This is a genomic window from Thioclava sp. F42-5, assembly GCF_002213195.1.
Taxonomy (GTDB): Bacteria; Pseudomonadota; Alphaproteobacteria; order Rhodobacterales; family Rhodobacteraceae; genus Thioclava; species Thioclava nitratireducens.
Map to the genome: position 1 here is coordinate 564195 of NZ_NBNZ01000001.1, position 23205 is coordinate 587399.

The 23205-nt window shown below is 63.9% G+C and carries 18 protein-coding genes; 7 read left to right on the forward strand and 11 right to left on the reverse strand.

Annotated features, from left to right (window positions below):
* Positions 1 to 94: 94 nt before the first annotated feature.
* The 6 genes from B6V74_RS02465 to B6V74_RS02490 form a co-directional block, all read right to left on the reverse strand.
* The gene (locus tag B6V74_RS02465) at positions 95 to 1321 is read right to left on the reverse strand and encodes a glycosyltransferase (RefSeq protein WP_088721870.1); all 1227 of its coding nucleotides are present in this window, start codon (positions 1319 to 1321) and stop codon (positions 95 to 97) included.
* Complete coding sequence (locus tag B6V74_RS02470) at positions 1318 to 2928, reverse strand: ABC transporter ATP-binding protein (RefSeq protein ID WP_088721871.1); 1611 nt, start codon at positions 2926 to 2928, stop codon at positions 1318 to 1320. The genes B6V74_RS02465 and B6V74_RS02470 overlap by 4 nt, the downstream gene beginning before the upstream one ends.
* Positions 2925 to 4037 (reverse strand): ABC transporter permease, encoded by a 1113-nt coding sequence (locus B6V74_RS02475; RefSeq protein WP_075776049.1) that lies wholly within the window; start codon positions 4035 to 4037, stop codon positions 2925 to 2927. Before B6V74_RS02475 ends, B6V74_RS02470 begins: the two co-directional genes overlap by 4 nt.
* Complete coding sequence (locus B6V74_RS02480; protein ID WP_088721872.1) at positions 4037 to 5194, reverse strand: ABC transporter permease subunit; 1158 nt, start codon at positions 5192 to 5194, stop codon at positions 4037 to 4039. Before B6V74_RS02480 ends, B6V74_RS02475 begins: the two co-directional genes overlap by 1 nt.
* Positions 5195 to 5226: 32 nt before the next feature.
* Entirely contained in the window at positions 5227 to 7143 is a 1917-nt protein-coding gene (locus tag B6V74_RS02485; RefSeq protein WP_088721873.1) for an extracellular solute-binding protein, read from the reverse strand.
* A gap of 151 nt (positions 7144 to 7294) precedes the next feature.
* Positions 7295 to 7843, reverse strand: a complete 549-nt coding sequence (locus B6V74_RS02490) for a cytochrome c family protein (RefSeq protein ID WP_075776052.1) — start codon at positions 7841 to 7843, stop codon at positions 7295 to 7297.
* Between the two features lie 206 nt (positions 7844 to 8049).
* Here B6V74_RS02490 and B6V74_RS02495 point away from each other — a divergent pair, with 206 nt between their 5' ends.
* Positions 8050 to 8907, forward strand: a complete 858-nt coding sequence (locus B6V74_RS02495; RefSeq protein WP_088721874.1) for a prephenate dehydratase — start codon at positions 8050 to 8052, stop codon at positions 8905 to 8907.
* Positions 8908 to 8919: 12 nt separating this feature from the next.
* On the opposite strand, the gene B6V74_RS02500 is transcribed toward B6V74_RS02495, so the two are convergent.
* Positions 8920 to 9387 carry an SRPBCC family protein gene (locus tag B6V74_RS02500; RefSeq protein WP_075776054.1) on the reverse strand — a complete coding sequence of 156 codons (468 nt, stop codon included), beginning with the start codon at positions 9385 to 9387 and terminating at the stop codon, positions 8920 to 8922.
* Between the two features lie 65 nt (positions 9388 to 9452).
* On the reverse strand, positions 9453 to 10484 hold the full coding sequence (nudC, locus tag B6V74_RS02505; RefSeq protein WP_088721875.1) for an NAD(+) diphosphatase: 1032 nt from the start codon (positions 10482 to 10484) through the stop codon (positions 9453 to 9455).
* Between the two features lie 232 nt (positions 10485 to 10716).
* On the opposite strand from nudC, the gene B6V74_RS02510 reads away from it, so the two are divergent.
* The 4 genes from B6V74_RS02510 (at position 10717) to B6V74_RS02525 (ending at position 15443) form a co-directional block, all read left to right on the forward strand.
* Positions 10717 to 12633: a 5'-nucleotidase C-terminal domain-containing protein gene (locus B6V74_RS02510; RefSeq protein WP_168184170.1), complete on the forward strand. Its 1917-nt coding sequence runs from the start codon at positions 10717 to 10719 to the stop codon at positions 12631 to 12633.
* Between the two features lie 174 nt (positions 12634 to 12807).
* Positions 12808 to 13821, forward strand: a complete 1014-nt coding sequence (locus B6V74_RS02515; protein WP_088721877.1) for an ABC transporter substrate-binding protein — start codon at positions 12808 to 12810, stop codon at positions 13819 to 13821.
* A gap of 72 nt (positions 13822 to 13893) precedes the next feature.
* Positions 13894 to 14682 carry an ABC transporter ATP-binding protein gene (locus tag B6V74_RS02520; RefSeq protein WP_088718999.1) on the forward strand — a complete coding sequence of 263 codons (789 nt, stop codon included), beginning with the start codon at positions 13894 to 13896 and terminating at the stop codon, positions 14680 to 14682.
* Positions 14682 to 15443 carry an ABC transporter permease gene (locus B6V74_RS02525; RefSeq protein WP_088721878.1) on the forward strand — a complete coding sequence of 254 codons (762 nt, stop codon included), beginning with the start codon at positions 14682 to 14684 and terminating at the stop codon, positions 15441 to 15443. The genes B6V74_RS02520 and B6V74_RS02525 overlap by 1 nt, the downstream gene beginning before the upstream one ends.
* A 140-nt stretch (positions 15444 to 15583) precedes the next feature.
* On the opposite strand, the gene B6V74_RS02530 is transcribed toward B6V74_RS02525, so the two are convergent.
* Complete coding sequence (locus tag B6V74_RS02530; protein ID WP_240497032.1) at positions 15584 to 18841, reverse strand: efflux RND transporter permease subunit; 3258 nt, start codon at positions 18839 to 18841, stop codon at positions 15584 to 15586.
* Positions 18831 to 19820: an efflux RND transporter periplasmic adaptor subunit gene (locus tag B6V74_RS02535; protein WP_088719001.1), complete on the reverse strand. Its 990-nt coding sequence runs from the start codon at positions 19818 to 19820 to the stop codon at positions 18831 to 18833. Before B6V74_RS02535 ends, B6V74_RS02530 begins: the two co-directional genes overlap by 11 nt.
* Before the next feature lie 200 nt (positions 19821 to 20020).
* Between B6V74_RS02535 and serS the strand changes: the two genes are divergently transcribed.
* Together serS and B6V74_RS18875 are read left to right on the forward strand one after the other, a co-directional pair.
* Positions 20021 to 21310, forward strand: coding sequence for a serine--tRNA ligase (serS, locus tag B6V74_RS02540; RefSeq protein ID WP_075776060.1), 1290 nt, complete (start codon positions 20021 to 20023; stop codon positions 21308 to 21310).
* A 123-nt stretch (positions 21311 to 21433) separates the two neighbouring features.
* Positions 21434 to 21607, forward strand: coding sequence for a hypothetical protein (locus B6V74_RS18875; protein ID WP_157771566.1), 174 nt, complete (start codon positions 21434 to 21436; stop codon positions 21605 to 21607).
* 83 nt (positions 21608 to 21690) lie between these two features.
* Here the strand turns inward: B6V74_RS18875 and der are convergent, their stop codons facing one another.
* On the reverse strand, positions 21691 to 23205 hold the full coding sequence (gene der, locus B6V74_RS02550) for a ribosome biogenesis GTPase Der (protein WP_075776062.1): 1515 nt from the start codon (positions 23203 to 23205) through the stop codon (positions 21691 to 21693).

A 23205-nucleotide genomic window follows, 5' to 3' on the forward strand; every position in this document is an offset into this window, starting at 1 on the left:
CGCTGAGCCTAGAGTTCGAGTCATTTGTTCGCGCTTTGTTCTTTTTAGGTCTCGCGGGATGCGGAGTCGAGTCCGTCTGGTGTCGGCATCGCGATCAGGCGGTGGCGATCGCGCCCTCGACGAAGGCGATCAGGCGCGGCAGGCAATGGGTGCGCAGATCGTAACGCTCGCACATATGGGTGCGGGCTGCCTCGCGCATCGGGGCGAATGTCTGCGGGGTAGCCAGCCCTTCGGCCAGCGCCTTCGACCAACCGGGAATATCGAAGAAATCCACCAGCCGCCCGGTCTGCCCGTCGGTGATCACCTCGCGCACCGGCGCGGTATCCGAGGCCACGATCGCACATCCGGCGGCCATCGATTCCATCAGCGACCAGCTGAGCACGAAGGGATAGGTCAGATAGGCATGGGTGCGGCTGACATGGAGCATGTCGACGTAATCGCCGTAAGGGATGCGACCCAGAAAATGCACGCGGTTCATATCCAGCCGGTCGCGCACCTCGCCCAAGAATTTCTGTTTCCAGCTTCTGGCATCCTTCGGCGGGCCGCCATAGCTTTGCCCCTCCTCGCCCACGATCAGCACATGCGCCTCGGGCCGCGCCGCAAGCACATCGGGCAGCGCGCGCATGAAGGAGTGATAGCCACGATAGGGCTCGAGCGAGCGGTTCACGAAGGTCAGAACCTCGTCGCCGGGGCGGAAGGTGAGCGTGGTTTCCGGCACGGTGAAACGCGCCTGCGGGTTCGGCGCGAGCCGCGCGCAGTCCACACCGTCATGGCAGATGGTGAGCTTGGCGCGCAGCTCCGGCGGGAAGGTCTCGGCCTGAAACTCGGTCGGGGCAAGCCCCGCATCGGCCTGTACCATCGACTGGATCAGATGGGCCGAGCGCGCGGTGGTGGAGATCCGGGTCTCGAGGCCGGGCTTCTGGAATTCCGCGTCGAAATCGGTGTCCATCCCGGTCGTGCGATACATCAGCTCGGCATAGACCAGCAGTTTCGCCTCGGGCCAGACCTCGCGCAGGAACAGCGTCTCACCCCAGCCGGAATGGCCGAAGATCACGTCCGGCACATAGCCGTGCCTGTCGCGCAGCTGCCGGGCGGCCAGCGCGACCTTTGCCCCGCGCGCGGCGCTTTCGGCGTAAAGGCGCGTGAGCCGCGAGGACATCTCGACCGGCTCGGGCTTGCGGTACTTCACCACCTTCACCGGCGAGGGGCGCTGGTTCGTCTCGACCGTCAGAGCCAGAACGTCATGCCCGCGCGCGGCCAGAGCCGGTGCCAGATGTACGAACTGGCCCGGGAAGTTCTGGTGAACGAAGAGGATCTTCATGCAATCTCGGGGGTCAGCGAACTCTCCCCCAAAGCGGCCACCATCAGCTGGCGCGTATAGGCGGTCTGCGGATTGGCGAAGACCTCCGCCGCGTTGCCCGCCTCGACGACGTCGCCGCGCTTCATCACCATGATCTTGTGGCTGAGCGCGCGCACCACCCGCAGGTCGTGACTGATGAACAGATAGGCAAGCCCGTGGCGTTTCTGCAAGTCGCGCAGCAGGTCCACGATTTGCACCTGCACCGTCATGTCGAGCGCGGAGGTCGGCTCGTCCAGCACCACCACCTTGGGACGCAGGATCATCGCGCGGGCGATGGCGATCCGCTGGCGCTGCCCGCCCGAGAATTCATGCGGGTAGCGCTCCATCATCGATGGATCGAGCCCGGTTTCCTCCATGATCTCGGCGACCATCTCGCGGCGGTTGCGGCCCGGCTCGACGCCGTGGACGGTCAGACCTTCGCCGATGATCTGCTCTACCGTCATACGCGGCGAGAGCGAGCCGAAGGGATCCTGGAACACGATCTGCATGTCGCGGCGCAGCGCGCGCAGCTTGTTCGCCTGCCAGCTGGAGATGTCCTGGTTCTCGTAGATGATCGGCCCTTCGGAGGGAATGAGCCGCATGATCGCGAGCGCGAGCGTGGTCTTGCCCGAGCCGGATTCGCCCACGATGCCCAGCGTCTCCCCTGCCCTCACCGAAAGCGAGGCGTCGTTCACCGCCTTCACGTAACCGATGGTCTTGCGCAGCAGACCGCGCTGGATCGGGAACCAGATTTTCAGATGCTCGGTCCGCACCAGTTCGGGCGCGTTCTCGGGCACCGGTTCGGCGCGGCCGGTGGGTTCGGCCTCCAGCAGCTTCTTCGTATAGGGGTGCTTGGGATTGGCGAAGATGTCTTCGGTCTTCCCCTGCTCCACGATCTCGCCATGCTGCATGACGCAGACCCGGTCCGCGATGCGGCGCACCACACCGAGGTCGTGGCTGATGAACAGAAGGCTCATCCCCATGTCGCGTTTCAGGTCGGCCAGCAGTTCGAGGATCTGCGCCTGAATCGTCACGTCGAGCGCGGTCGTGGGTTCGTCCGCGATCAGCAGGTCCGGCCCATTGGCGAGCGCCATCGCGATCATCACGCGCTGGCGCTGCCCGCCCGAAAGCTGGTGCGGATAGTCCTGCAGCCGGTCTGCCGGGTTCTGGATGCCGACCTTGTCGAGCAAGTCGATGATGCGTTTCTTGGCCTGCTCGCCGGTCACGCCCTGGTGTAGCGCGAGGCTTTCGCCGATCTGCTTTTCCAGCGTGTGCAGCGGATTGAGCGAGGTCATCGGCTCCTGAAAGATGAAGCTGATATCGTTGCCGCGCACCTGCATCAGTTCACGTTCCGAGGCGCCGACCATCTCGCGACCCTCGTAGCGGATCGAGCCTTCTACCTTGGAATTGCCGCCGACCAGCGCCACGGTCGAGAGCGCGGTCACGGATTTGCCCGAGCCGGACTCGCCCACCAGCGCGACAGTCTCGCCCGCGTTCACGGTGAAGCTCACGCCTTTCACGGCCGGGGTGAATTTGCCCTCGGAGCTGAAGGCGACCTTCAGGTTTTCGACCTCGAGAACCGGTTTCATCGGAACACCTTTCTGGGATCGAACGCGTCACGGATGCCCTCGAAGACGAAGACCAGAAGCGAGAGCATGATGGCGAAGGTGAAGAAGGCCGAGAAGGCCAGCCACGGCGCTTGCAGGTGCTGCTTGCCTTGCAGCGCAAGCTCCCCAAGCGACGGCGCGGAGGACGGCAGGCCGTAACCCAGATAGTCGAGCGAGGCGAGCGCACCGATCGCGCCGGTGATGACGAAGGGCAGCATGGTCAGCGTGGCCACCATCGCATTGGGCAGGATGTGGCGGAACATGATCACCCGGTCCGACACGCCGAGCGCCCGAGCAGCGCGGACATACTCGAAATTGCGCGCGCGCAGGAACTCGGCCCGGACGACGCCGACCAGCGCGGGCCAGCCGAAGAGGATCGAGACCATGACAAGCAGCCAGAAACTTCGGCCCAGGATCGCGAAGAGGATGATGATGACGTAGAGCGCGGGCGTGGAGGACCAGATCTCCAGAATACGCTGGAAGAACAGGTCCACCTTGCCACCGAAATAGCCCTGCACGGCGCCCGCCGCGATCCCGATGATCGAGCCGATCCCGGTCACGATCAGCGCGAACAGAACCGAGGTGCGGAAGCCGTAGATCACCCGCGCCAGCACATCGCGCGCGGTGTCATCCGTGCCTAGCCAGTGATCGGCATCGGGGGCCGAGGGCGCGGTGCCCACATCGTTGATCGTGTTGTAGCTGTAGGGGATCGGCGGCCACAGGAGCCAGCCCTTCTCGATCTTCTCGCCATCGACCTCGCCCGTCTTGAGCGCCTCGTTGGCGAAGGCCTTCGGGTCGTCCGCGTCGAAGCAACCCTCGGTGCCGCCGGTCTCGATCAGGCATTGCACGGTCGGGTCGCGATAGATCGCCTCGGTGCGGAAATCGCCGCCGAAGGCGGTCTCGGGGTAGAAGTTGTAGATCGGGAAATACAGCTCGCCGCGGTAGCTGACCACGATGGGTTTGTCGTTCGCGATGAACTCCGCGAACATCGAGGCCACGAACAGGATCGCGAAGATGATCGCCGACCAGAAGGCGCGGCGATTGGCCTTGAAGTTGCGCCAGCGGCGTTGGTTGAGAGGAGACAATGCCATCAGCCGGACCTCTTCTCGAAATCGATCCGCGGGTCAACGAACACATACATCATGTCGGAGATGATGTTCACGACGAGCGAGATCAGCCCGAACATGTAGAGCGTGCCGAAGATTACCGGGTAGTCGCGCTCCACTGCCGCCTGGAAGCCCAGCAGCCCCAGACCGTCGAGCGAGAAGATCGTCTCCACGATGATCGAGGCACCGAAGAAGATGCCGAGGAACTGCGCCGGGAAGCCCGCGATCACGATCAGCATCGCGTTGCGAAAGACGTGCCCGTAAAGCACCTTCTTCTCGGCCAAGCCCTTGGCGCGGGCGGTCATCACGTATTGCTTGTTGATCTCGTCGAGGAAGGAGTTCTTCGTCAGCAGCGTCATGGTCGCGAAGCTCGCGATCGTCGTCGCCGTCACCGGCAGCGCGATGTGCCACAGGTAATCGAGCGCCTTGCCGATCATCGTCAGCTGATCGAAATTATCCGACGTCAGGCCGCGTAGCGGGAATATCTTGAAATAGCTGCCGCCCGCAAACAGCACCATCAGCATCACCGCGAACAGGAACCCCGGGATCGCGTAGCCCACGATGATCGCGCCGGAGGTCCAGGTGTCGAACGGGGTGCCATCGCGCACCGCTTTGCGGATGCCCAGCGGGATCGAAATGATATAGGCGAGGATCGTCGACCACAGGCCCAGCGTGATCGAGACCGGCATCTTGTCGATCACGAGGTTCACGACGCTCTCGTTGCGGAAGAAACTGTTGCCGAAATCGAAGGTCAGGTAGCCCTTCATCATGATCGCGAAGCGCTGCCAGGCCGGGATCTTCTCCTTGTGGCAGGCCGGGTCCGCCAGATCGGGCGTGCCGGTGAACCCGTCATCGCAGACGATCCGCGCGAAGCCCATCTGCACTTCGAGCTGATTGAGCAGCTCCGGAGAGATGCCGCGCGCCCCCTGATAGCCGCTATCCTCGACGCCGCCCTGGTTCTGCGTGCCCGCATCCCCACCGCCCGAGATGTTGCGCATCGAATCCGCCTCGCCCTGAACGCGGGCAATGACCTGTTCGATCGGCCCGCCGGGGACGAATTGCGTCAGCGTGAAGTTGATGATCATGATTCCCAACAAGGTGGGGATCACCATCAGCAATCGCCGCAGGATATAGGCGCCCATGACCGGCCCTCTGCTCGTTTATCGGCGGTCGCTCAGAGCGCGCCGCTCGCTTTCAGTTTCTTGGCCTTGTCGGCGTCATACCACCAGAAATCCAGTTCTCCCAGAGCGTAGGGCGGCAGTTTTTCCGGGTGATCGTACATGTCGTAATAGGCGACCGTGTAGGTGGGCTTGAACCACTGCGGCACCCAGAAGCGCAGGGCGCGCAGGCTGCGGTCCAGCGCATGGACACGCGGCAACAGCTCTTCTTCTGTATTCGCCTCTTCGACCATGCGGATCATCTTGTCGATCGCCGGGTTCTTCAGCCCCATCGCGTTGAACACGTCATCGGTCGAGCCCGAGCCGAAATACTGCTGCAGGTTCGAGCCGGGGATTTCGTCCTGCCCCAGATGGGTGGTGATCATGTCGAAGTCGTGGCTGCGACGGCGGTTCTCGTATTCGCTGTCGTCGACGCGGTCCATTCTGGCATCGATGCCGAGCGCGCGCAGGTTCTGCACATAAGGGTTGATGACACGATCGAAGGTCTGGCTGTCGTTGAGGATCGCAACGGTCAGCTTCTCGCCCTTGTCATTGCGGCGCATCCCGTCGTCGCCGACGGTCCAGCCCGCCTCTTCGAGCAGCTTCGCCGCCTTGCGCATGTTCTTGCGGTCGAGTTGGCGCTTGCCCGAGACCGGCTGGATCACCGCGTCGTCGGTCAGGATGCCGTCAGGCAGATCCTTGGCGAGCGGTTCGAGGATTTTCTTCTCCTCCGCCGAGGGCTTGCCCTGCGCCTGCAGCTTGGAGTTTTCCCAGAAGCTCTCGACCCGATCATAGAGCCCGTAGAAAAGCGTGTCGTTCGACCACTCGAAGTTGAAGACGAGACCGAGCGCCTCGCGGACGCGGATATCGTCGAATTTCGGCTCGCGCAGATTGATCGCGAAGCCCTGCCCAGAGGCGATGTTGCCGTTGGGCAGTTCCGCCTTCACGACCTCGCCCGACTGCATCGCCGGGAAGTCGTAGGCGGTGGCCCAGATGATCGAACTCGCTTCGTTGCGGAAGGTGTAGGTGCCCGATTTGAAGCCCTCGAAGGCCGACTGGTAATCGCCGAAATACTCGACGCGGATCTTGTCGAAGTTGGAGCGGCCCTTGTTGATCGGAAGGTCCTTGCCCCAATAGTCGGGATTCCGCTTCCAGGTGATCGCGCGATTGCTTTTGACGCTGTCGAACATGTAGGGGCCCGAGCCGATGAAGGGCACCGGCGAGGTCTGCGACAGGTCGATGTTCTCCTTTTCGAACTGCGCCTTGGAGAAGATCGGCAGCGACGCAACCGATTGGATGATATCGCGGCGCGGGTAATCGGGCTGGAAGTCGAAACGGATGTGCTTGTCGTCGATCGCCTTAGCGGATTTGACCTGCTGGGCGATCACCGCACGGAAAGAGCTCAGCCCCTTGTCGCGCAGCTGCTCGTAGGAGAAGACCACATCCTGCGCAGTCAGCGGCGTGCCGTCGGAGAACTTGATCCCGTCGCGCAGGGTGAAGGTGACCCAATCCTTGCTCGGCGGATATTCGAGGCTTTTGCAGAGCAGGCAGTAAAGCTCGCCAACCGTGTCGGCGGTACCTTCCATCAACGACTCCAGCGGCACCGAGGACAGTGCGGCCGCTCGGCCCTGGATCGAATAGGGATTGTAGTTGTCGAAGCCGCCCGGCGCCCATTCCGAAATTTCCCCGCCCTTGGGCGCATCCGGATTGACGTAGTCGAGATGGGCGTAATCGGCGGGATACTTCAGATGCCCCAGCGTCGCGATCCCGTAGGAGGTGATCGTGTCGCCGCCCTGGGTGCTATCCTGTGCATGTGCGCCGAAGGCCAGCCCCGCCCAGATCAGACCCGCTGCAACCAGCCCGCTCAGCGCGCGCGGCGCCACCTGCGTCCAATCCGTATCGATCGCTTTACTCGCCACTCGCGCTTTTGCCATGCACACCTGCTCCCTGCTCCAAAGCGTTTTCGCGTCTGCCTAGCTAAAAGCCTTAGCGCGCGGGGAGCAAGTTACGAATCTGTAAAGCACGGCGGGAAATGCAAAAGGCCGCCCAAAGAGGCGGCCTTGAGAGATTTCGAGAGGGCTTGCCTCAGTTCGAATGCTCTTGCAGGTAGGCAATCACGTCGTTGCGGTCTTCGGGCTTCTTGAGACCGGCGAAGGACATCTTGTTGCCCGGGATGAAGTCTTTCGGGTTGGTCAGCCACTCGTTGAGCGCTTCGAGCGTCCATTCGCCGCCATGGCTCTTGAGCGCGTCCGAATAGGAGTAATCCGCGACCGAAGCGATCGGGCGACCGACCACACCGTCGAGATGCGGGCCGACACCGTTCTTGCCTTCGAGCGAATGGCAGGCCTTGCACTTGCCAAAGATCTTCTCGCCCTTGGCGGCATCGCCGGTGCCCAGTTCGACCTGTGCGACTTGCTCTTCCTTCGCGGCGCCATCGCCTTCTTCCGGCGCGGCCAGTAGATCGCCGGGCGCTGCGGACATCATGTCCTTCATCGCGTGCTCGCTCCCGCCCGAAGCGTCGTGGCTTTCGCCGACGGTGTAGAGCGCGCTCGAGGCCCAGGCCGTAAGCAGGAAGAACAGCAACGCGCCCAGAAACGCGCCCGCCGCCTTGGTGAAGGTCATCGTGTTGAACATGTCTCGTCCCTGATATGCGTCGTCGTCCCGCGCATCTATCCGCACAGGGCCCTTTAGATCAAGCGAACTTTACCAGATGTGATCGGATTTCCGAAGAGTGACCGGGGGATGACGCAGCGTGAGCCCTCTGCGCCCCGGCTCTTCCCTTCCGCGCAGGCACGGGCTAGGCAGGGGCGCGAGACGAGATCAGTGCGGGGGGATTGCCCATGAGCAGCCAAGGACAAACGCCGAGAACCGGACGGATCGCTTTTCAGGGCGAACTGGGCGCGTATTCGCACCAAGCTTGCCGCGACGCGCGTCCGGACCTCGAACCGGTCCCTTGCCGCACCTTCGAGGACGTGATCGCCTCGGTGAAGAAAGGCGACGCCGATCTCGCGATGCTGCCGGTGGAGAACTCCACCTACGGGCGGGTCGCCGACATTCACCGCCTGCTGCCGGAATCGGGGCTGCACATCCTCGACGAGGCCTTCGTGCGCGTGCATATCAGCCTGATGGCCCTGCCCGGCGTGGAGATCGAGGAGCTGGAAAAGGTCCGCGCGCATCTGGTGCTTCTGCCGCAGGCGGCGAGCTTCCTCGCGCGCTACGGGATCCGGGGCGAGGCCGCCGCCGACAGTGCGGGCGCGGCCGCCGAACTCGTGCAGGCGCAGACCCGCAGCGTCGGCGTGCTGGCCTCCGACATGGCCGCCGAGACGTATGGCCTCAACATCCTCGCCCGGCATATCGAGGATCACGCGCATAACACCACGCGCTTCCTGATAATGGGCACCGAGCCCGACACCCGCCCGCGCGGCGACAAGATGATGACCACTTTCGTCTTCCGGGTGCGCAACATCCCGGCAGCCCTCTACAAGGCAATGGGCGGGTTCGCGACCAATGGCGTGAACATGACCAAGCTCGAAAGCTACATGGTCGGCGGGCACTTCACCGCGACGCAGTTCTACGCCGATGTCGAAGGCCATCCCGACGATCCGGCGCTGGCGCGCGCGCTCGAGGAACTGGATTACTTCACCAGTTATCTGGAAATTCTGGGCGTCTACCCGGCCGCACCGGAACGCAAGAGCTGAGGGGGCCGGGCGTCAGGCGATCTTCTCGTGCTGACGCTCGATATCCTGCGCGAATTGCTCGATCCGTTCCTTGAAGCGGCGTTCGAGGTTGCCCTTGCCGAGCTTGGCCGACTGGATCATCAGCCGCGCGCCGAGACTGCGCGGCTTCAACTCCAGCCCCACCTGCAACCGCGTCCGGGTTCGCGACAGATCCGTGAGATCGAAATCCATCACCGCCTCGAAACTGTTCGAGACGCCCTCGTAGACGATCAGTTCCGGCACTTCGAAACGCTTCACATCGGTGATCATCTGGCGCTGCTTGCCACGAAAACGGAAACCGATATCCCAAGACATGCCTGCACCCGGTTCGTTCAGCGTATCGAGCCGTTTCAGCGTGATCCCGCGGCGCATCGCCACCCGCTCGAAGCTCCCGAAATCCGCGAGCCGTCCGAAGACGAAACCGGCGGGCGCGGAAATATCGGTGCGGGTCGACAATTTCATGAGACGAATTCCTCGGATCAGCAGTCAGGGCACCGGAGAGCGGCACCGTGCGCGGCAAACTGGCCTCATTCCAGCCGATCTGCAAGCCACTCGCGCATCAGCCAACCGGCGATCGCGCCCTGGCGTGGCGCGGAGATCTCAGGGTCGCGCCCAGCCACAACCTGCAGTAGACGCTCCCGGTTGATCCAGCGTGCATCGGCGATCTCGACCGGGTCGATGGTGATATCGGTGGTCGTCGCCACGCCGCGACACCCCAGCATCAAAGAGGCCGGGAACGGCCACGGCTGCGAAGCGACGAGAGAGACCTCCCCCACCTCGACGCCGCTTTCCTCGAACACCTCGCGGCGCACGGCGGCCTCGACCGTCTCTCCCGGCTCCATGAAGCCCGCGAGGCAGGAATACATCGTCTCGGGCCAATGCGGGCCGCGCCCCAGCAGGAGCCGGTTGCCGTCGGTGATCAGCATGATCACGACCGGGTCGGTCCGCGGAAAATGGTGCCGCTCACAAACCGGGCAGCGCCGATGCCACCCCGCTTGCTCCAGCTCGCTTTCGGCGCCGCAGGTGGAGCAGAAACGATGCGTCCGGTGCCATTCCACGAGCCCGCGCGCGGTGGCGGCGATCTCCGCCTCGACCGGGCTCAGAAACCCCATCCGGCCACGCAGCTCGGCGAAGACGATATCGTCGGGCAGATCGGGATGGCGCTGCTCGGAGGCGTCGAAGAAGGCCGCCCCGTCGGGTCGTTCACCCTCGGGCTCGAAAGCCGAGACATCGCGGGAAAACAGAGCACACTCGTCGTGGCACCCGAGGAAAATCTCCGGTCCCGGCATAGCCTCGAGCGCCGCCTCGCCCGCGCGCAGAAGGTGCAGCCCCTCGGGCCCGAACAGCGGACGCCCGCGCCAAAGCGCAACCACCCGCGCCGCTTCGCCTGCGCGCAGCTCCGCGAGCCGCTCTGCATCGCCCCGCAGATGGGCCGCCCGCTCGAGCGCACCCGGCGCTTCCGCAAAGGCCAAGCCCCGCGAATCGAGCACGCGTCCTTGAGACAGCCGGGCGGGTTGAGAAATCGGCTTTCGCGCGTCGGCGAGGGAATCGGGCGGCATGAAAAACTCCTGCGGATCGCCCTACCCATGCCACGGGGCGCCAGCCGGAGACCAGTGCCGATCAGGTGACGCGCAAGCCAGAGCCGCCACGTGCCCGGACCTCGCAAACGCGTTACGTCAATTTAAAACTTGGCAAACGACCGACCTCTACTCTAGCTTGCGTGTGGGACACACGACCGCCAAGGGGCGGCATTTAAACGATAAAAGGTCAATTACGGGCCAAGGGGATCACATGGGGAAACTGTCTGACCGGGATTGGCCCGGCCAGTTTTCGGATCAGCGCGTCACACTCGCGCTGAGGGTTCTTGAGACGACCGATTTGCATGGTCAAGCGCGGGGCTACGATTACTTCAATGACCGCCCGGCCCCGCGCAGAGGCTTGGCAGCGCTGGCCTCGGAGATTGCGCAAGCGCGCAGCGAAGCCCCGAACTGCCTGCTGTTCGATTGCGGCGACTTCCTTCAAGGCACGCCCCTGACCCAGCTCTGGAGCGAGCCGGGAGAGACGGCGGACAGCCACGACGGCGAAAACCCGATGATCGCGGCAATGAACGCTTTGGGCTACGACGCGGCCGCGCTTGGAAATCACGAATTCGATTTTGGGCTGGCGTCGCTCGAGCGCGCTCTGGAAACCGCGCATTTTCCCACCGTCTGCGCCAATCTGCATGCCTCGTCGGATACGCGGATCCGGCCTTGGGCGATGATCGAACGCCGCTTTCGCGACAGTCACGGTACCGAGCGACATCTGCGGGTCGCGGTGATTGGCGTGCTGCCGCCCCCTAGCCTCGCTTGGCTCGAGACGCGACCCGAGGCCGAGATTTCGACCTCCTCACTTCTGGAGGCGATGAAGGCGCAGCTCCGTCTGATCCGTGCAGCCGGGGCCGATCTGGTCGTCGCCCTCGCCCATACGGGGATTTCTCCGCTGCCGCTGGATCAGAACGCGCCGCAAGGCTCGGCCCCCGCCGCCGAGCGGGCGGCAGTCACGATCGCGCAGCTCGACGGGATCGACATCGTGCTGGCTGGGCATGACCACCTGCGCTTTCCCGATCCTTCCCGTCCGAGTTTCGCGGGGATCGATCCGGTTCTGGGCACGCTTCACGGCAAGCCCGCGCTCAACGCCGGGGCCGGCGGGACGCATCTGGGAGTGCTCGATCTCGTTCTGGAAAAACGGAAGGAAGGCTGGGCACTCGCGGCGCACCGGGCAGAGTTGCGCCCAGCGCAGGGCGAGAGCGGGCCGGACAGCGCGGCCGTGCTTGCCTCCTCGGCCCGCGCCCATCGCCGCACGCTCGATCATATCCGCCGCCCCATCGGCACCACCGCGGAGCCGCTGCACAGCTATTTCACCCAGATCGCGCCGGACCGGACACTCGCCCTGACCATCGCGGCGAAACGGCGATATGCCCGCGAAAAGCTCGCTGGACGCCCCGAAGCGGACCTGCCCCTACTCGGCGCTGCGTCGAGCTTCAAATCGGGCGGTACGGCAGGCTCTGCGCATTTCATCGACATCCCTGCCGGCCCGCTGCGGATGAGCCATCTCGACGACATCTACCTTTTCAACAACATGGTCGCCGCGGTCGAACTCAGTGGCGCGGAACTGCGCGACTGGCTCGAACAGGCGGTCTCGATCTACAACCAGCAGCGCGCCGACGGGCGGTTGCGGATGCTCTGCGATTTCGCCTTCGCGAGTTACCATTTCGACGTGATCGCGGGGATCACCTACGAGATCGACCTGTCGCAGCCACCGCGCTTCCGCCCGGATGGCAGCCTGAACACGGACGCACGGGGACGCATCCGCGACCTGCGCCACGAGGGTGCCCGCGTCAGTGATACAGACCGCTTCATCGTCGTGAGCAACGATTTCCGCCTCTCCGGCGGCGGCGGGTTCAAGCAGCGGGGTCGCCCCGTCTCCCTCGCTCCCGAGCCGATGCGCGTGCGCGACCTGCTGCTGCAGGAAATCGATGCGCAGCGAGGACCGCTCCGCATCGACGCGCCGCCGATCTGGCGGTTCGCTCCCCTGCCCGGCGCGCGCGCCTTGTATCATACGGGCCCCGGCGCATCGGCCTACCTGTCGGAGCTCGCGCAAGTCGGATTGCAAGCCGAACCCGGACCGGTCGATGCGAACGGGTTCCTTCCACTCGAGATCGCCCTCTGAGGGCGCGCCAATGTAGCGCCCAATTTTCTTGCATTTGCGCAGCACCCCGCACAAAACTTAATCACGGAACCGTGAGCGCCTCGCCTGCTCGCATGGCGCGCGCGGTTTGAGTTTACCCCCGCGCACCGCCGGTCAGGATCGGGGCGAAAACGGATTAACGGAGTGAGGGATATCATGCTGCACATCAAACCGGGGCTTTTCGCCACGCTCGCGCTCGGCCTCTCGGCCACGCTGGCACAGGCCGAAACCAAGATGCCTTTCGCGCTGGACTGGAAATTCGAAGGCCCCTCGGCGCCCTATTTCCTCTCTATCGACGAGGGGTTCTACGGCGAGGCCGGGCTGGAGGTCGAAATCTCCGAGGGCAAGGGCTCGCTCGACGCGATCCCGAAAGTGGCAACCGGCGCCTATCCGGTGGGCTTCGCCGATATCAACTCACTGATGAAATTCCTCGACCAGAACCCCGGCGCGCCCGTCACCGCCGTGATGATGGTTTATGACAAGCCGCCCTTCGCGGTGGTCGGCCGCAAGTCGCAGGGCGTGAACGAGCCCAAAGACCTCGAAGGCAAAGTGCTGGGCGCGCCGCCCCCGGATGGCGCCTGGGCACAGTTCCCGATCTTCGCCAAGGAAGCCAGCCTCGACATGGACAAGATCAAGGTCGAACCGGTCGGCTTCCCCACGCGCGAGCCGATGCTGGCCGAGGGCAAGGTCGATGCAGTCACCGGCTTCTCCTTCTCCTCGACGCTCAATCTCAAGCGTCTGGGCGTGGGCATGGAGGACCAGTCGGTGCTGCTGATGGCCGATTACGGCGTGGCGCTTTACGGCAACGCGATCATCGTGAACACGGATTACGCGAAGGCGCATCCCGAAGAGATTACCGGCTTCATCAAGGCGACCGCCGAGGGCTGGAAAGCCGCCGTGGCCGATCCGGGCAAGGCCGTGGACGCGCTTCTCAAGCGCAACCCAGCCGCCGACAAGGATCTGGAGACCGAGCGACTTCAAATGGCAATCGATGCCAATGTCCTGACCGATTACGTGAAGGAAAATGGCATGGGTGGGATCGACGCGGACCGGATGGCCACCGCGATCGAGCAGACGAAAACCGTCTACGAGTTCCAGAACGCGCCCGATGCGGCTCTCTATTTCGACAGCGCGTACCTGCCCGACGCGGCAGAGCGGAAGATCGACTGATCCGACATCCTTCAGGGGCGGGCGCCGCGGATGCACCCGCCCCTATTCTCTGCCTTCTCGCGCCGGACCCTCATGGAAAATCTCATCGACATTCGCGGCGTGACCCACGCCTATCAAACCAAGCATGGCCCCCTGCCCGTGCTCGACCAACTGGACATCCGCGTACCGCAGGGCGAGTTCTGCGCCGTGGTCGGCCCCTCGGGCTGCGGCAAATCCACCCTCACCCGTCTGGTGGCGGGGCTGATGAAGCCCGACCGGGGCGAGGTCTGGCTTCATGGCGAGAAGGTCACCAGCCCGCGCAAGACCGTCGGCATGGCGTTCCAGAACCCAGTGATGCTGGAATGGCGCTCGATCATCGAGAACGTGATGCTGCCTCTGGAGATCGTGGCTCCGGGCATGGCGAAATCCGAGAAGGCCGCGCGCGCCGAGCACTTGCTGGAGATGGTGGGCCTGAAGGGGTTCGAGACCAAGCGCCCGTCGGAACTGTCCGGCGGGATGCGCCAGCGCGCCTCGCTCTGTCGCGCCATCGTGCACAAGCCGGATGTGCTGATCATGGACGAGCCCTTTGGCGCGCTCGACAATTTCACCCGCGAGGATCTGTGGCAGACGATGCGCGACCTGCGCGCCGCCGAGCCTTTCACCGCCGTTCTGATCACCCATGACCTGCGCGAGAGCGTGTTCCTCGGCGATCAGGTCATCGTCCTCTCGGGCCGCCCGGCGCATACGCAATACGTGCTGGATGTGGACCTGCCGAAAGATCGCACGATCGACGTTCTCTACGAGCCGAAAGCCGTCGAGATGCTGCATCTCCTGCGCGACCAAATCCGGATCGCGCAGGGCCGCGACGAGGGGGTACACTGATGGACGCCAAGAAAATCTTCACCCCGATCCTGTCGATCGTCGCTTTCCTCGCGATCTGGGAATTCATCGTCTGGGCGAATGGCTGGCCGAACTACGTCATGGCCTCACCGTCGGACCTGCCCGCCGCCTATATGCGCTACTGGAACCTGTTCCTGATCGATAGCTGGCAGACGCTATGGCGGACGGTAGCAGGGCTTGCGATCTCGATCGTGTTTGGCACCTTCCTCGGCATGCTCATGGGCTTTTCGCGCACCGCGCGCGATGCACTTTATCCGCTTCTGGTGGGCTTCAACGCGGTGCCGAAGGCGACAGTCGTGCCGGTGCTGGCGCTGCTGTTCATCGGCGCGCATGACTTCAACACCGTGCTTATGGCCTTCATGATCTCCTTCTTCCCGATCGCCGTGTCAGTAGGGATCGGCCTGTCCACGCTGGAGCCCGAATATCGCGATATCCTCGGCGCGCTGGGGGCCTCGAAATTCACCATCTTCCGCAAGATCGCCCTGCCCAAAACCCTGCCCGAGTTCTTCGGCGCGTTGAAAGTCTCGGTGACGCTGGCCTTCATCGGCACCAACCTCGTCGAGATCATCTCGCCCCACGGCAAGGGCCTCGGCGCGCTGTTCCTGTCGGGCCAGACCAACGGGGATTACCCGCTGATGTTCGCAGTGCTGATCGCCTTGGCCTTCCTCGGAATCCTTCTCTATTACGCCGTCGTCGCGCTGGAGAAAGTCTTCGCAGGTTGGGCCGAACGGCAGCCGGGGTAAGGGGCGCTGCCCCTTCTGGCTTCGCCATTCATCCCCGGGATATTTCTGCGAAGGAAAAGGGCGCGCGTCGACCGCGCAACGAAAACCGCCCGCACGAGAGAAACGTGCGGGCGGTTTTGCGTTTCAGGTCAGTGACCGGATCAGGTCTTGAAGATCCGGTAGATCGCCGGGATCACGAGCACGGTCAGCAGGGTCGAGCTGAGCAGACCGAACAGCAGCGAGATCGCAAGACCCTGGAAGATCGGGTCGGCCAAAATCACCACCGCACCGATCATCGCCGCGATCGCGGTCAGCAGGATCGGCTTGAAGCGGATGGCGCCCGCCTCGATCAGTACCTCAATCGGCGGTTTGCCCTCATGGCTGCCGTGGCGGATGAAGTCCACCAGCAGGATCGAGTTCCGCACGATGATCCCCGCCAGCGCGATGAAACCGATCATCGACGTGGCCGAGAACGGCGCGTGGAAGATCCAGTGGCCGAGCATGATCCCGAGGAAGGTCAGCGGCACCGGGGTCAGGATCACCAGCGGCAGCCGGAACGAGCCGAACTGCGCGACGACGAGGATGTAGATCCCCAGAAGCGCCACGGCGAAGGCCGCGCCCATGTCGCGGAAGGTCACCCAGGTCACCTCCCATTCGCCGTCCCACAGAAGCGTCACATGGCTTTCGTCCTGCGGCTGGCCATGCAGCGATACGACAGGCTTCTCGCCTTTCGGCCAATCCATGTTGTTGATCGCGTCATCGACGGCAAGCATCCCGTAGAGCGGAGCCTCGAACTTGCCGGCGAGTTCCGCGGTGACCATCTCGGCCTCGCGCCCGTTATGGCGGAAGATCGGATAGGACGCCTTCTCCTTGTCGACGCTGACCACGTCGCCAAGCTCCACGACGCCGCGCGCGCCGGGCAGGACGTTGGCCGGGATCGGCGTCGAGAGCGTTTCCTCGTTCATCACCTTGTTCGATTTCGAACGCTCCATCACGATCGGGATCGGCTGGCGCTCCTGCCCGCGATGGGAATAGCCCACGGTGGTCGAACCGTTCAGCATCCCGAGCGTGTCCCAGACATCGCCTTCGGAGACCGAATAGAACTCCAGATCGTCGGAATTGACCGTGGCGCGCAGCTTGTCGGGCTGGATGCCGAAGCTGTTATCCACGTCGACGATATAGGGCACCTGCTTGAAGGCGTCCTCGATCCGGCGGGCCGCGTCACGGCGCGCCTCGGGCGTGGGGCCATAGACCTCGGCCAGAAGCGTCGCGATCACCGGCGGACCGGGCGGCGGTTCGACCGTCTTCAGGCTCGCGCCTTCGGGCAGCTTGATCGCCTTGATCTTGTCGCGGATCTCCAGAGCGATCTCGTGGCTGGTGCGATCGCGTTCCCCTTTCGGCGCGAGTTGAAGTTCGACATCGCCCTGATTGGGCTGCGCACGCAGGTAGTAGTGGCGCACGAGCCCGTTGAAGTTGAACGGCGCGGAGGTGCCCGCATGGGTTTGCACCGAGAGCACCTCGGGCAGTTTGGTCACGATCTCGGCCACCTGCTGGGCGACCGCATCCGTACCCTCGACCGAGGTGCCCGCAGGCATATCGACCACGACCGAGAGTTCGGACTTGTTGTCGAAGGGCAGCAGCTTCACCGTGACATGCTTGGTGTAGAGAAGCCCCAGCGAGCCGAAGGACAGCACCGACACCACCAGCAGGAACAGCCCCGAGCGCGCTTTCGTTTTCAGGATCGGGCGCGCCACGGCGCTGTACATCCGGCCGAGCCTGCCGCCCGCATGTTCACCGCCATAGGTGTCGTCATCGCCGTGATGGCCATGCAGCTGCGCCTTGCCCGCGACCTTCACCATCAGCCACGGGGTGATGATCACCGCCACGAAGAACGAGAAGATCATCGCCGCCGAGGCCACCGCCGGGATGGGCGACATGTAAGGCCCCATCAGCCCCGACACGAACAGCATCGGCAGCAGCGCGGCCACAACGGTCAGGGTCGCGACAATGGTGGGGTTGCCTACTTCGGCCACGGCCTCGATCGCCTTGGTCACGCGCGAGCCGGGCGTTTTCATCGCCCAATGTCGCGCGATATTCTCGATCACCACGATGGCGTCATCGACGAGGATACCGATCGCGAAGATCAGCGCGAAAAGCGACACGCGGTTGAGGGTGAAGCCCATGATATAGGCGGCAAACAGCGTCAGCAGGATCGTCACCGGGATGACCACCGCCACCACGATGGATTCGCGCCAGCCGATCGCCAGCAGCACCAGACCCACGATAGAGATCGTCGCGAGGCCAAGGTGGAACAGCAGCTCGTTTGCCTTCTCGTTCGCTGTCTCGCCATAGTCGCGGGTGACCTTCACCTCGACATTGTCGGGGATCAGCTGGCCGTGCAGCTCGTGGATGCGGTCGAGGATATGCTCGGCCACGACCACGGCGTTGGATCCCGCCCGCTTGGCGATGGCGAGGGTGACGGCCGGCGTGCGCTCGATCTTGCCGTCCGCGTCGCGCTGGACGTTCGAGACGATATGATCCGAGGCATCGGGCACGTAGGAGACCTTCGCGACATCGGCGACATAGACGGGGCGATTGTCGCGGGTGGTCAGCAGGAGCCCCGCGATCTCGGAAGGCGCGGTCAGCGTCTCGCCAGCCGAGAGGCTGATCTGCTTGCCCTCATGGCGGATATTTCCGGTGTTGAAAGCGCGGTTCGCCTGCGTGACCTTGTTCGACAGCTGCTGCAGCGTGACCCCGTAGAGCGCGAGCTTGTCGGGCTCGGGCTCGATACGGATCTCGCTCGTTGCGTCGCCCACCAGATAGGTCAGGCCGACATTCTCGATTTTCGTGACCTCGGTCTGCAATTCGCGCGCGACGCGGGTGAGTTCATCGCTGTCGACCTGCGCGCCGTCCTTGCCGGTCAGCGTCAGCGAGACGATCGCCACATCGTCGATCCCGCGACCCACGATCACCGGATCGGGGATACCCTTTGGGATCTTGTCCATGTTGGCGCGGACTTTTTCATGCACGCGCAGGATGGCGGCATCCGACGAGGTGCCGACCTTGAAGCGCGCCATCACCAGCGAATAATCGTCCTGAGTGCGCGAATAGACGTGTTCGACCTCGTTGATTCCCTGCACGATGGTTTCCATCGGCTCGGTCACCAGCTTCATCGCGTCCTGCGCCTTCAGACCCGGGGCCTGCAGGTGGATATCCACCATCGGCACGGAGATCTGCGGCTCTTCCTCGCGCGGCAGAGAGATCAGCGCGACCAGACCGACCGCCACGGCGGCGAGGATCATCAGCGGCGTCAGCGCCGAGCGGATGAAGGATTTCGTCAGACCGCCCGCGATACCCAGCTTGCCGTGGATTTCGTCGTCCTCGGGCATCTCCGGCCCGGTGCCTTGGTTATTGCTCATCGTTCGGCACCACCGTGTCGCCGGCGTTCAGACCGGTAAGAACTTCGACCATGTCCTTGCCATCGCTCGTGACATGCACCCCCGGCACGACCGTACGCAGATAGGTGCCCCCCTCTTCCTTCACGCGGACAAAATCGAGCCCCGTGCGGTTGAAGACGTATCCCTGCGGCACGAGAAGCGCCTCTCGCTCGCCCATCGGCAGCTTCACCAGAAGCCGCGCGCCGACGAAGCGCGAATCCAGATCGGGCACTTCCACATCGGCCTGCACCCGGCCACCCTCGATCTCGGGGTAAATCTTGGCGAGCTTGCCCTCGATCTCCTTCCCGTCGGGATCGGTGATCAGGATCGTGTCGCCGGTGTGCAGCGTGTCGGCGTGGCGCTCGGGGATCGACAGACGCAGGAAAAACCCGCCGCCGCCGATCGTCGCGATCGTCTCGCCGCCCATAATGACGGCATCCTTGGTGACCGGAACGGTCACGACCTTGCCGTCGATCGGCGCCGTAACGGTGCCGAATTCCTGCTGCTGCTCATAGACCTTGCGCTGCGCTTTCTGCGCCGCGATCTGGCCCTCGTAGACATTCACCTGCGTCTGCAACTGATCGACATTCTGCGAAGTCGACACGCCGCGGGCCTGCAATTCCTGCCCGCGCTTGAGCTCGGTCTTGGCATTCTCCAGCTGCGCTTCGAGCGCATTGATCTGCGCATCAACCGCGCCGATCTGATAATCGAGCGTCTGGTCGGTGATCTTGCCGATCTCCTGACCGGCTTTCACCTCGTCGCCCTCGGTCACGTCCAGCGCGGTGATCGTGCCGGAAATCCGTGCACGCGCCGCGATCGTGTTCTTCGCCTCGACCTGCCCATAGACAGATTTCCAATCGGTCACGACCTGCGGTTCGACCGTGATCGCCCCGTCCTGCGCCAGCGCGATTCCCGGCAGGATCAACGCGGCGAATGCCAATGGCAGAAGCTTCAACGTCATCTCGGGTTCCCTTCCCTTACCGGCGCGCCCCTGCGCCTGCGGTTTTATATTCCGGTTATTGAATATGTATTCGCCCGACAGAATACAAGCACCGCACAGTTTCTATTGCCTTGACCTGTGTCATGGCCGCATCGCCGGGGGTTTTCGCTTTCACTTTCATGCGCTAAAGCCGTTCCCGCAACAGTCTTGGAGATGGTGAGATGCACGATATCCGCGCAATCCGCGAAAACCCCGAAGAATTCGACGCGCAACTGGCGCGGCGCGGGCTCTCGCCGCTCTCGCGCGAGATTCTCGCAATGGACGAAGCACGCCGCACGGCGATCCACGCAGCCGAGACCGCGAAAGCCGATCAGAACGCCGCGTCGAAGCAGGTCGGCGCCGCGAAAGCGAAGGGCGACGAAGCCGAGTTCGAGCGCCTGCGCGCGCTGGTGGCCGAGAAGAAGGCCGAAGTGGCGCAGATGCAGACCGAGGCGGGCGAGCTTGACGCGAAGGTCCGCGATTTGCTGATGACGATCCCGAACCTGCCGCTGGCCGACGTGCCCACCGGCGCGGACGAGGACGAGAATGTCGAGGTCAGCCGCTGGGGCACGCCGCGCGCGTTCGCCTTCGACCCGAAGGAGCATTTCGAGCTGTCCGCCGTGGGTGGCGAGATGGATTTCGAGACGGCGGCGAAGCTGTCGGGCTCGCGCTTCGTTGTACTCAAGGGCGGAGTCGCCCGCGTCCACCGGGCGCTCGCGCAATTCATGCTCGACCTGCATGTCGACAAACACGGGCTGTCCGAGAACATCACCCCCGTGCTGGTGCGCGACGAGGCGATGATGGGCACCGGCCAACTCCCGAAATTCGCCGAGGACAGCTATCAGACCACCAATGGCTGGTGGCTGATCCCCACCGCCGAGGTCACTCTGACGAACTACGCGAATGGCGAGGTGATGGAGGCCTCCGCCCTGCCCCAGCGCATGTGCGCCCATACCAACTGCTTCCGTTCGGAGGCCGGCTCCGCAGGCAAGGATACCTCGGGCATGCTGCGTCAGCACCAGTTCGAGAAAGTCGAGATGGTCACGCTCTGCACCCCCGAGACCGCCATCGACGAGCACGAGCGCATGACCAAATGCGCCGAGGCGGTGCTGGAGGCGCTGGAACTGCCCTATCGCCGCATCGTGCTCTGCACCGGCGACATGGGGTTCGGCGCGCAGAAAACTTACGATCTCGAGGTCTGGCTTCCGGGGCAGAACACCTATCGCGAAATTTCCTCGGTCTCCACCTGCGGCACCTTCCAGGCGCGGCGGATGAACGGGCGCTACAAGCCCGAAGGCGGCGGCAAGCCCGAGTTCATCGCGACGCTCAACGGCTCGGGCCTCGCGGTCGGGCGCTGCCTGATCGCGGTGCTGGAGAACGGTCAGGAAGAGGACGGCTCGGTCACCCTGCCCGCCTGCCTGCACCCTTATCTGGGCGGCAAGACGCGGCTGGTGGACGGGAAACTGGTCTGACGCTGCGACGCGGCGACGCGAGACTCGGGGCGGGAACGTTGTTAACGTTTCCGTGTACGAAGTGAGTCGCAGGGGAAACTGCATATGTCGGTAACGATCACGCGTAAGCGGGACAGCGTCTTGATGACCCGCATCCTTGAGATCGGCGAGGACCAGATCCCCGAGCAGATCATTGCGATGCGTCGGGAAAAGACGCTCTCGAAACTGATGGCGGAGATCAATGCGGGTGCGCTCTCGGGCTCGACCGAGGAGCGCGCGCGCGCCCGGGCGGCGCTCGATCGGCTGGGCTTTCTCTAAGCCGCGTCCACATCGCCCGAATTAGAAACGCCCGCCGGAGTCTCGATATCCCCCGGCGGGCGTTTTCATTCCAGCTCAGTCGCTCACTCGCCCTTCTTCGCCTCGCGCGCTTTACGCGCCGATTCTTTGTGGGCGGAGCGCTTCTTCGCATCGACGTGCTTTTTCAGACGCGACGGGATCGACTTCTTGCGATCCTTGTAAGGGTTCGTCTTGCCCTGATCGCGCATGTAGAGGCGGATCGGCGTGCCCGGCATGTCGAAGCTCTCGCGCAGGCCGTTGATCAGGTAACGCTCGTAGCTCTCCGGGATCTTGTCGGTATGGGTCGATTTCACCACGAAGCCCGGCGGACGGGTCTTCGCCTGGGTTATGTAGCGCAGCTTGATCCGGCGACCGCCGGGCGCGGGTGGCGGGTGCGCCTCGGTCATCGCGGTCAGCCAGTTGTTCAGCTTCGCGGTCGGCACGCGGCGGTTCCAGACCTCATGGGCCTTCAGGATCGCATTGTGCAGCCGGTCGAGCCCCTTGCCGGTCTTGGCCGAGACGGTCACCAGAGGCGCGCCCTTGAGCTGCGGCAGCAGGCGTTCGAACGCTTCGCGCAGTTCCTTCAGCTTCTCGGGCTTGTCTTCTTCGAGATCCCACTTGTTCGCGGCGACCACGACCGCACGGCCCTCGGTCTCGGCGAAATCGGCGATCCGGAGATCCTGCGTCTCGAACGGAATATTGACGTCGAGCAGCACCACGACCACCTCGGCGAAGCGCACGGCGCGCAACCCATCGGCCACGCTCAGCTTCTCGACCTTGTCGGTGACGCGCGCCTTCTTGCGCATCCCCGCCGTGTCCCAGATCCGCATCGGCGTGCCCATGAAATCGGCCGTGACCGAGATCGCATCGCGGGTGATGCCTGCCTCGGGGCCGGTCAGCAGGCGGTCTTCGTTCAGAATCTTGTTGATCAGCGTAGACTTGCCCGCATTGGGGCGTCCGATCACGGCAAGCTGCAGCGGTTTCGTGGCGGAGGGCGGCTGGTAGGCGGGAATGTCGCCTTCCTCAAGCTCCTCGTCGATGACCACATCCGTGACCGGCGCGTTGGCGGCATTGCGCTCGGCGAATTCGTCCGCCAGCGGCACCAGCGCGGTGTAAAGATCGTCCAAACCTTCGCCGTGCTCGGCCGAGATCCGCAGCGGCTCGCCGAGACCAAGGCTCCATGCCTCCATCGCGCCGGCATCGCCTGCCGCCCCTTCGGCCTTGTTGGCCGCGAGGATCACGTTGGCGTTCTTCTTGCGCAGGATATCGGCGAAAATCTCGTCGGCCGGTGTCACGCCCACGCGCGCGTCGACCATGAACAGGCAGATATCGGCCTCTTCGACGGCGCGTTCAGTCAGGCGCCGCATACGGCCCTGAAGGCTGTCGTCTTCGGCCAGTTCCAGACCGGCCGAGTCGATCACGATGAAACGCAGATCTCCCAGACGCGCATCGCCCTCGCGAAGGTCACGCGTGACGCCGGGCATGTTGTCGACAAGCGCCAGTCGCTTGCCGACAAGCCGGTTGAACAGCGTCGATTTTCCGACATTTGGGCGGCCCACGATGGCCAGGGTAAAGCTCAT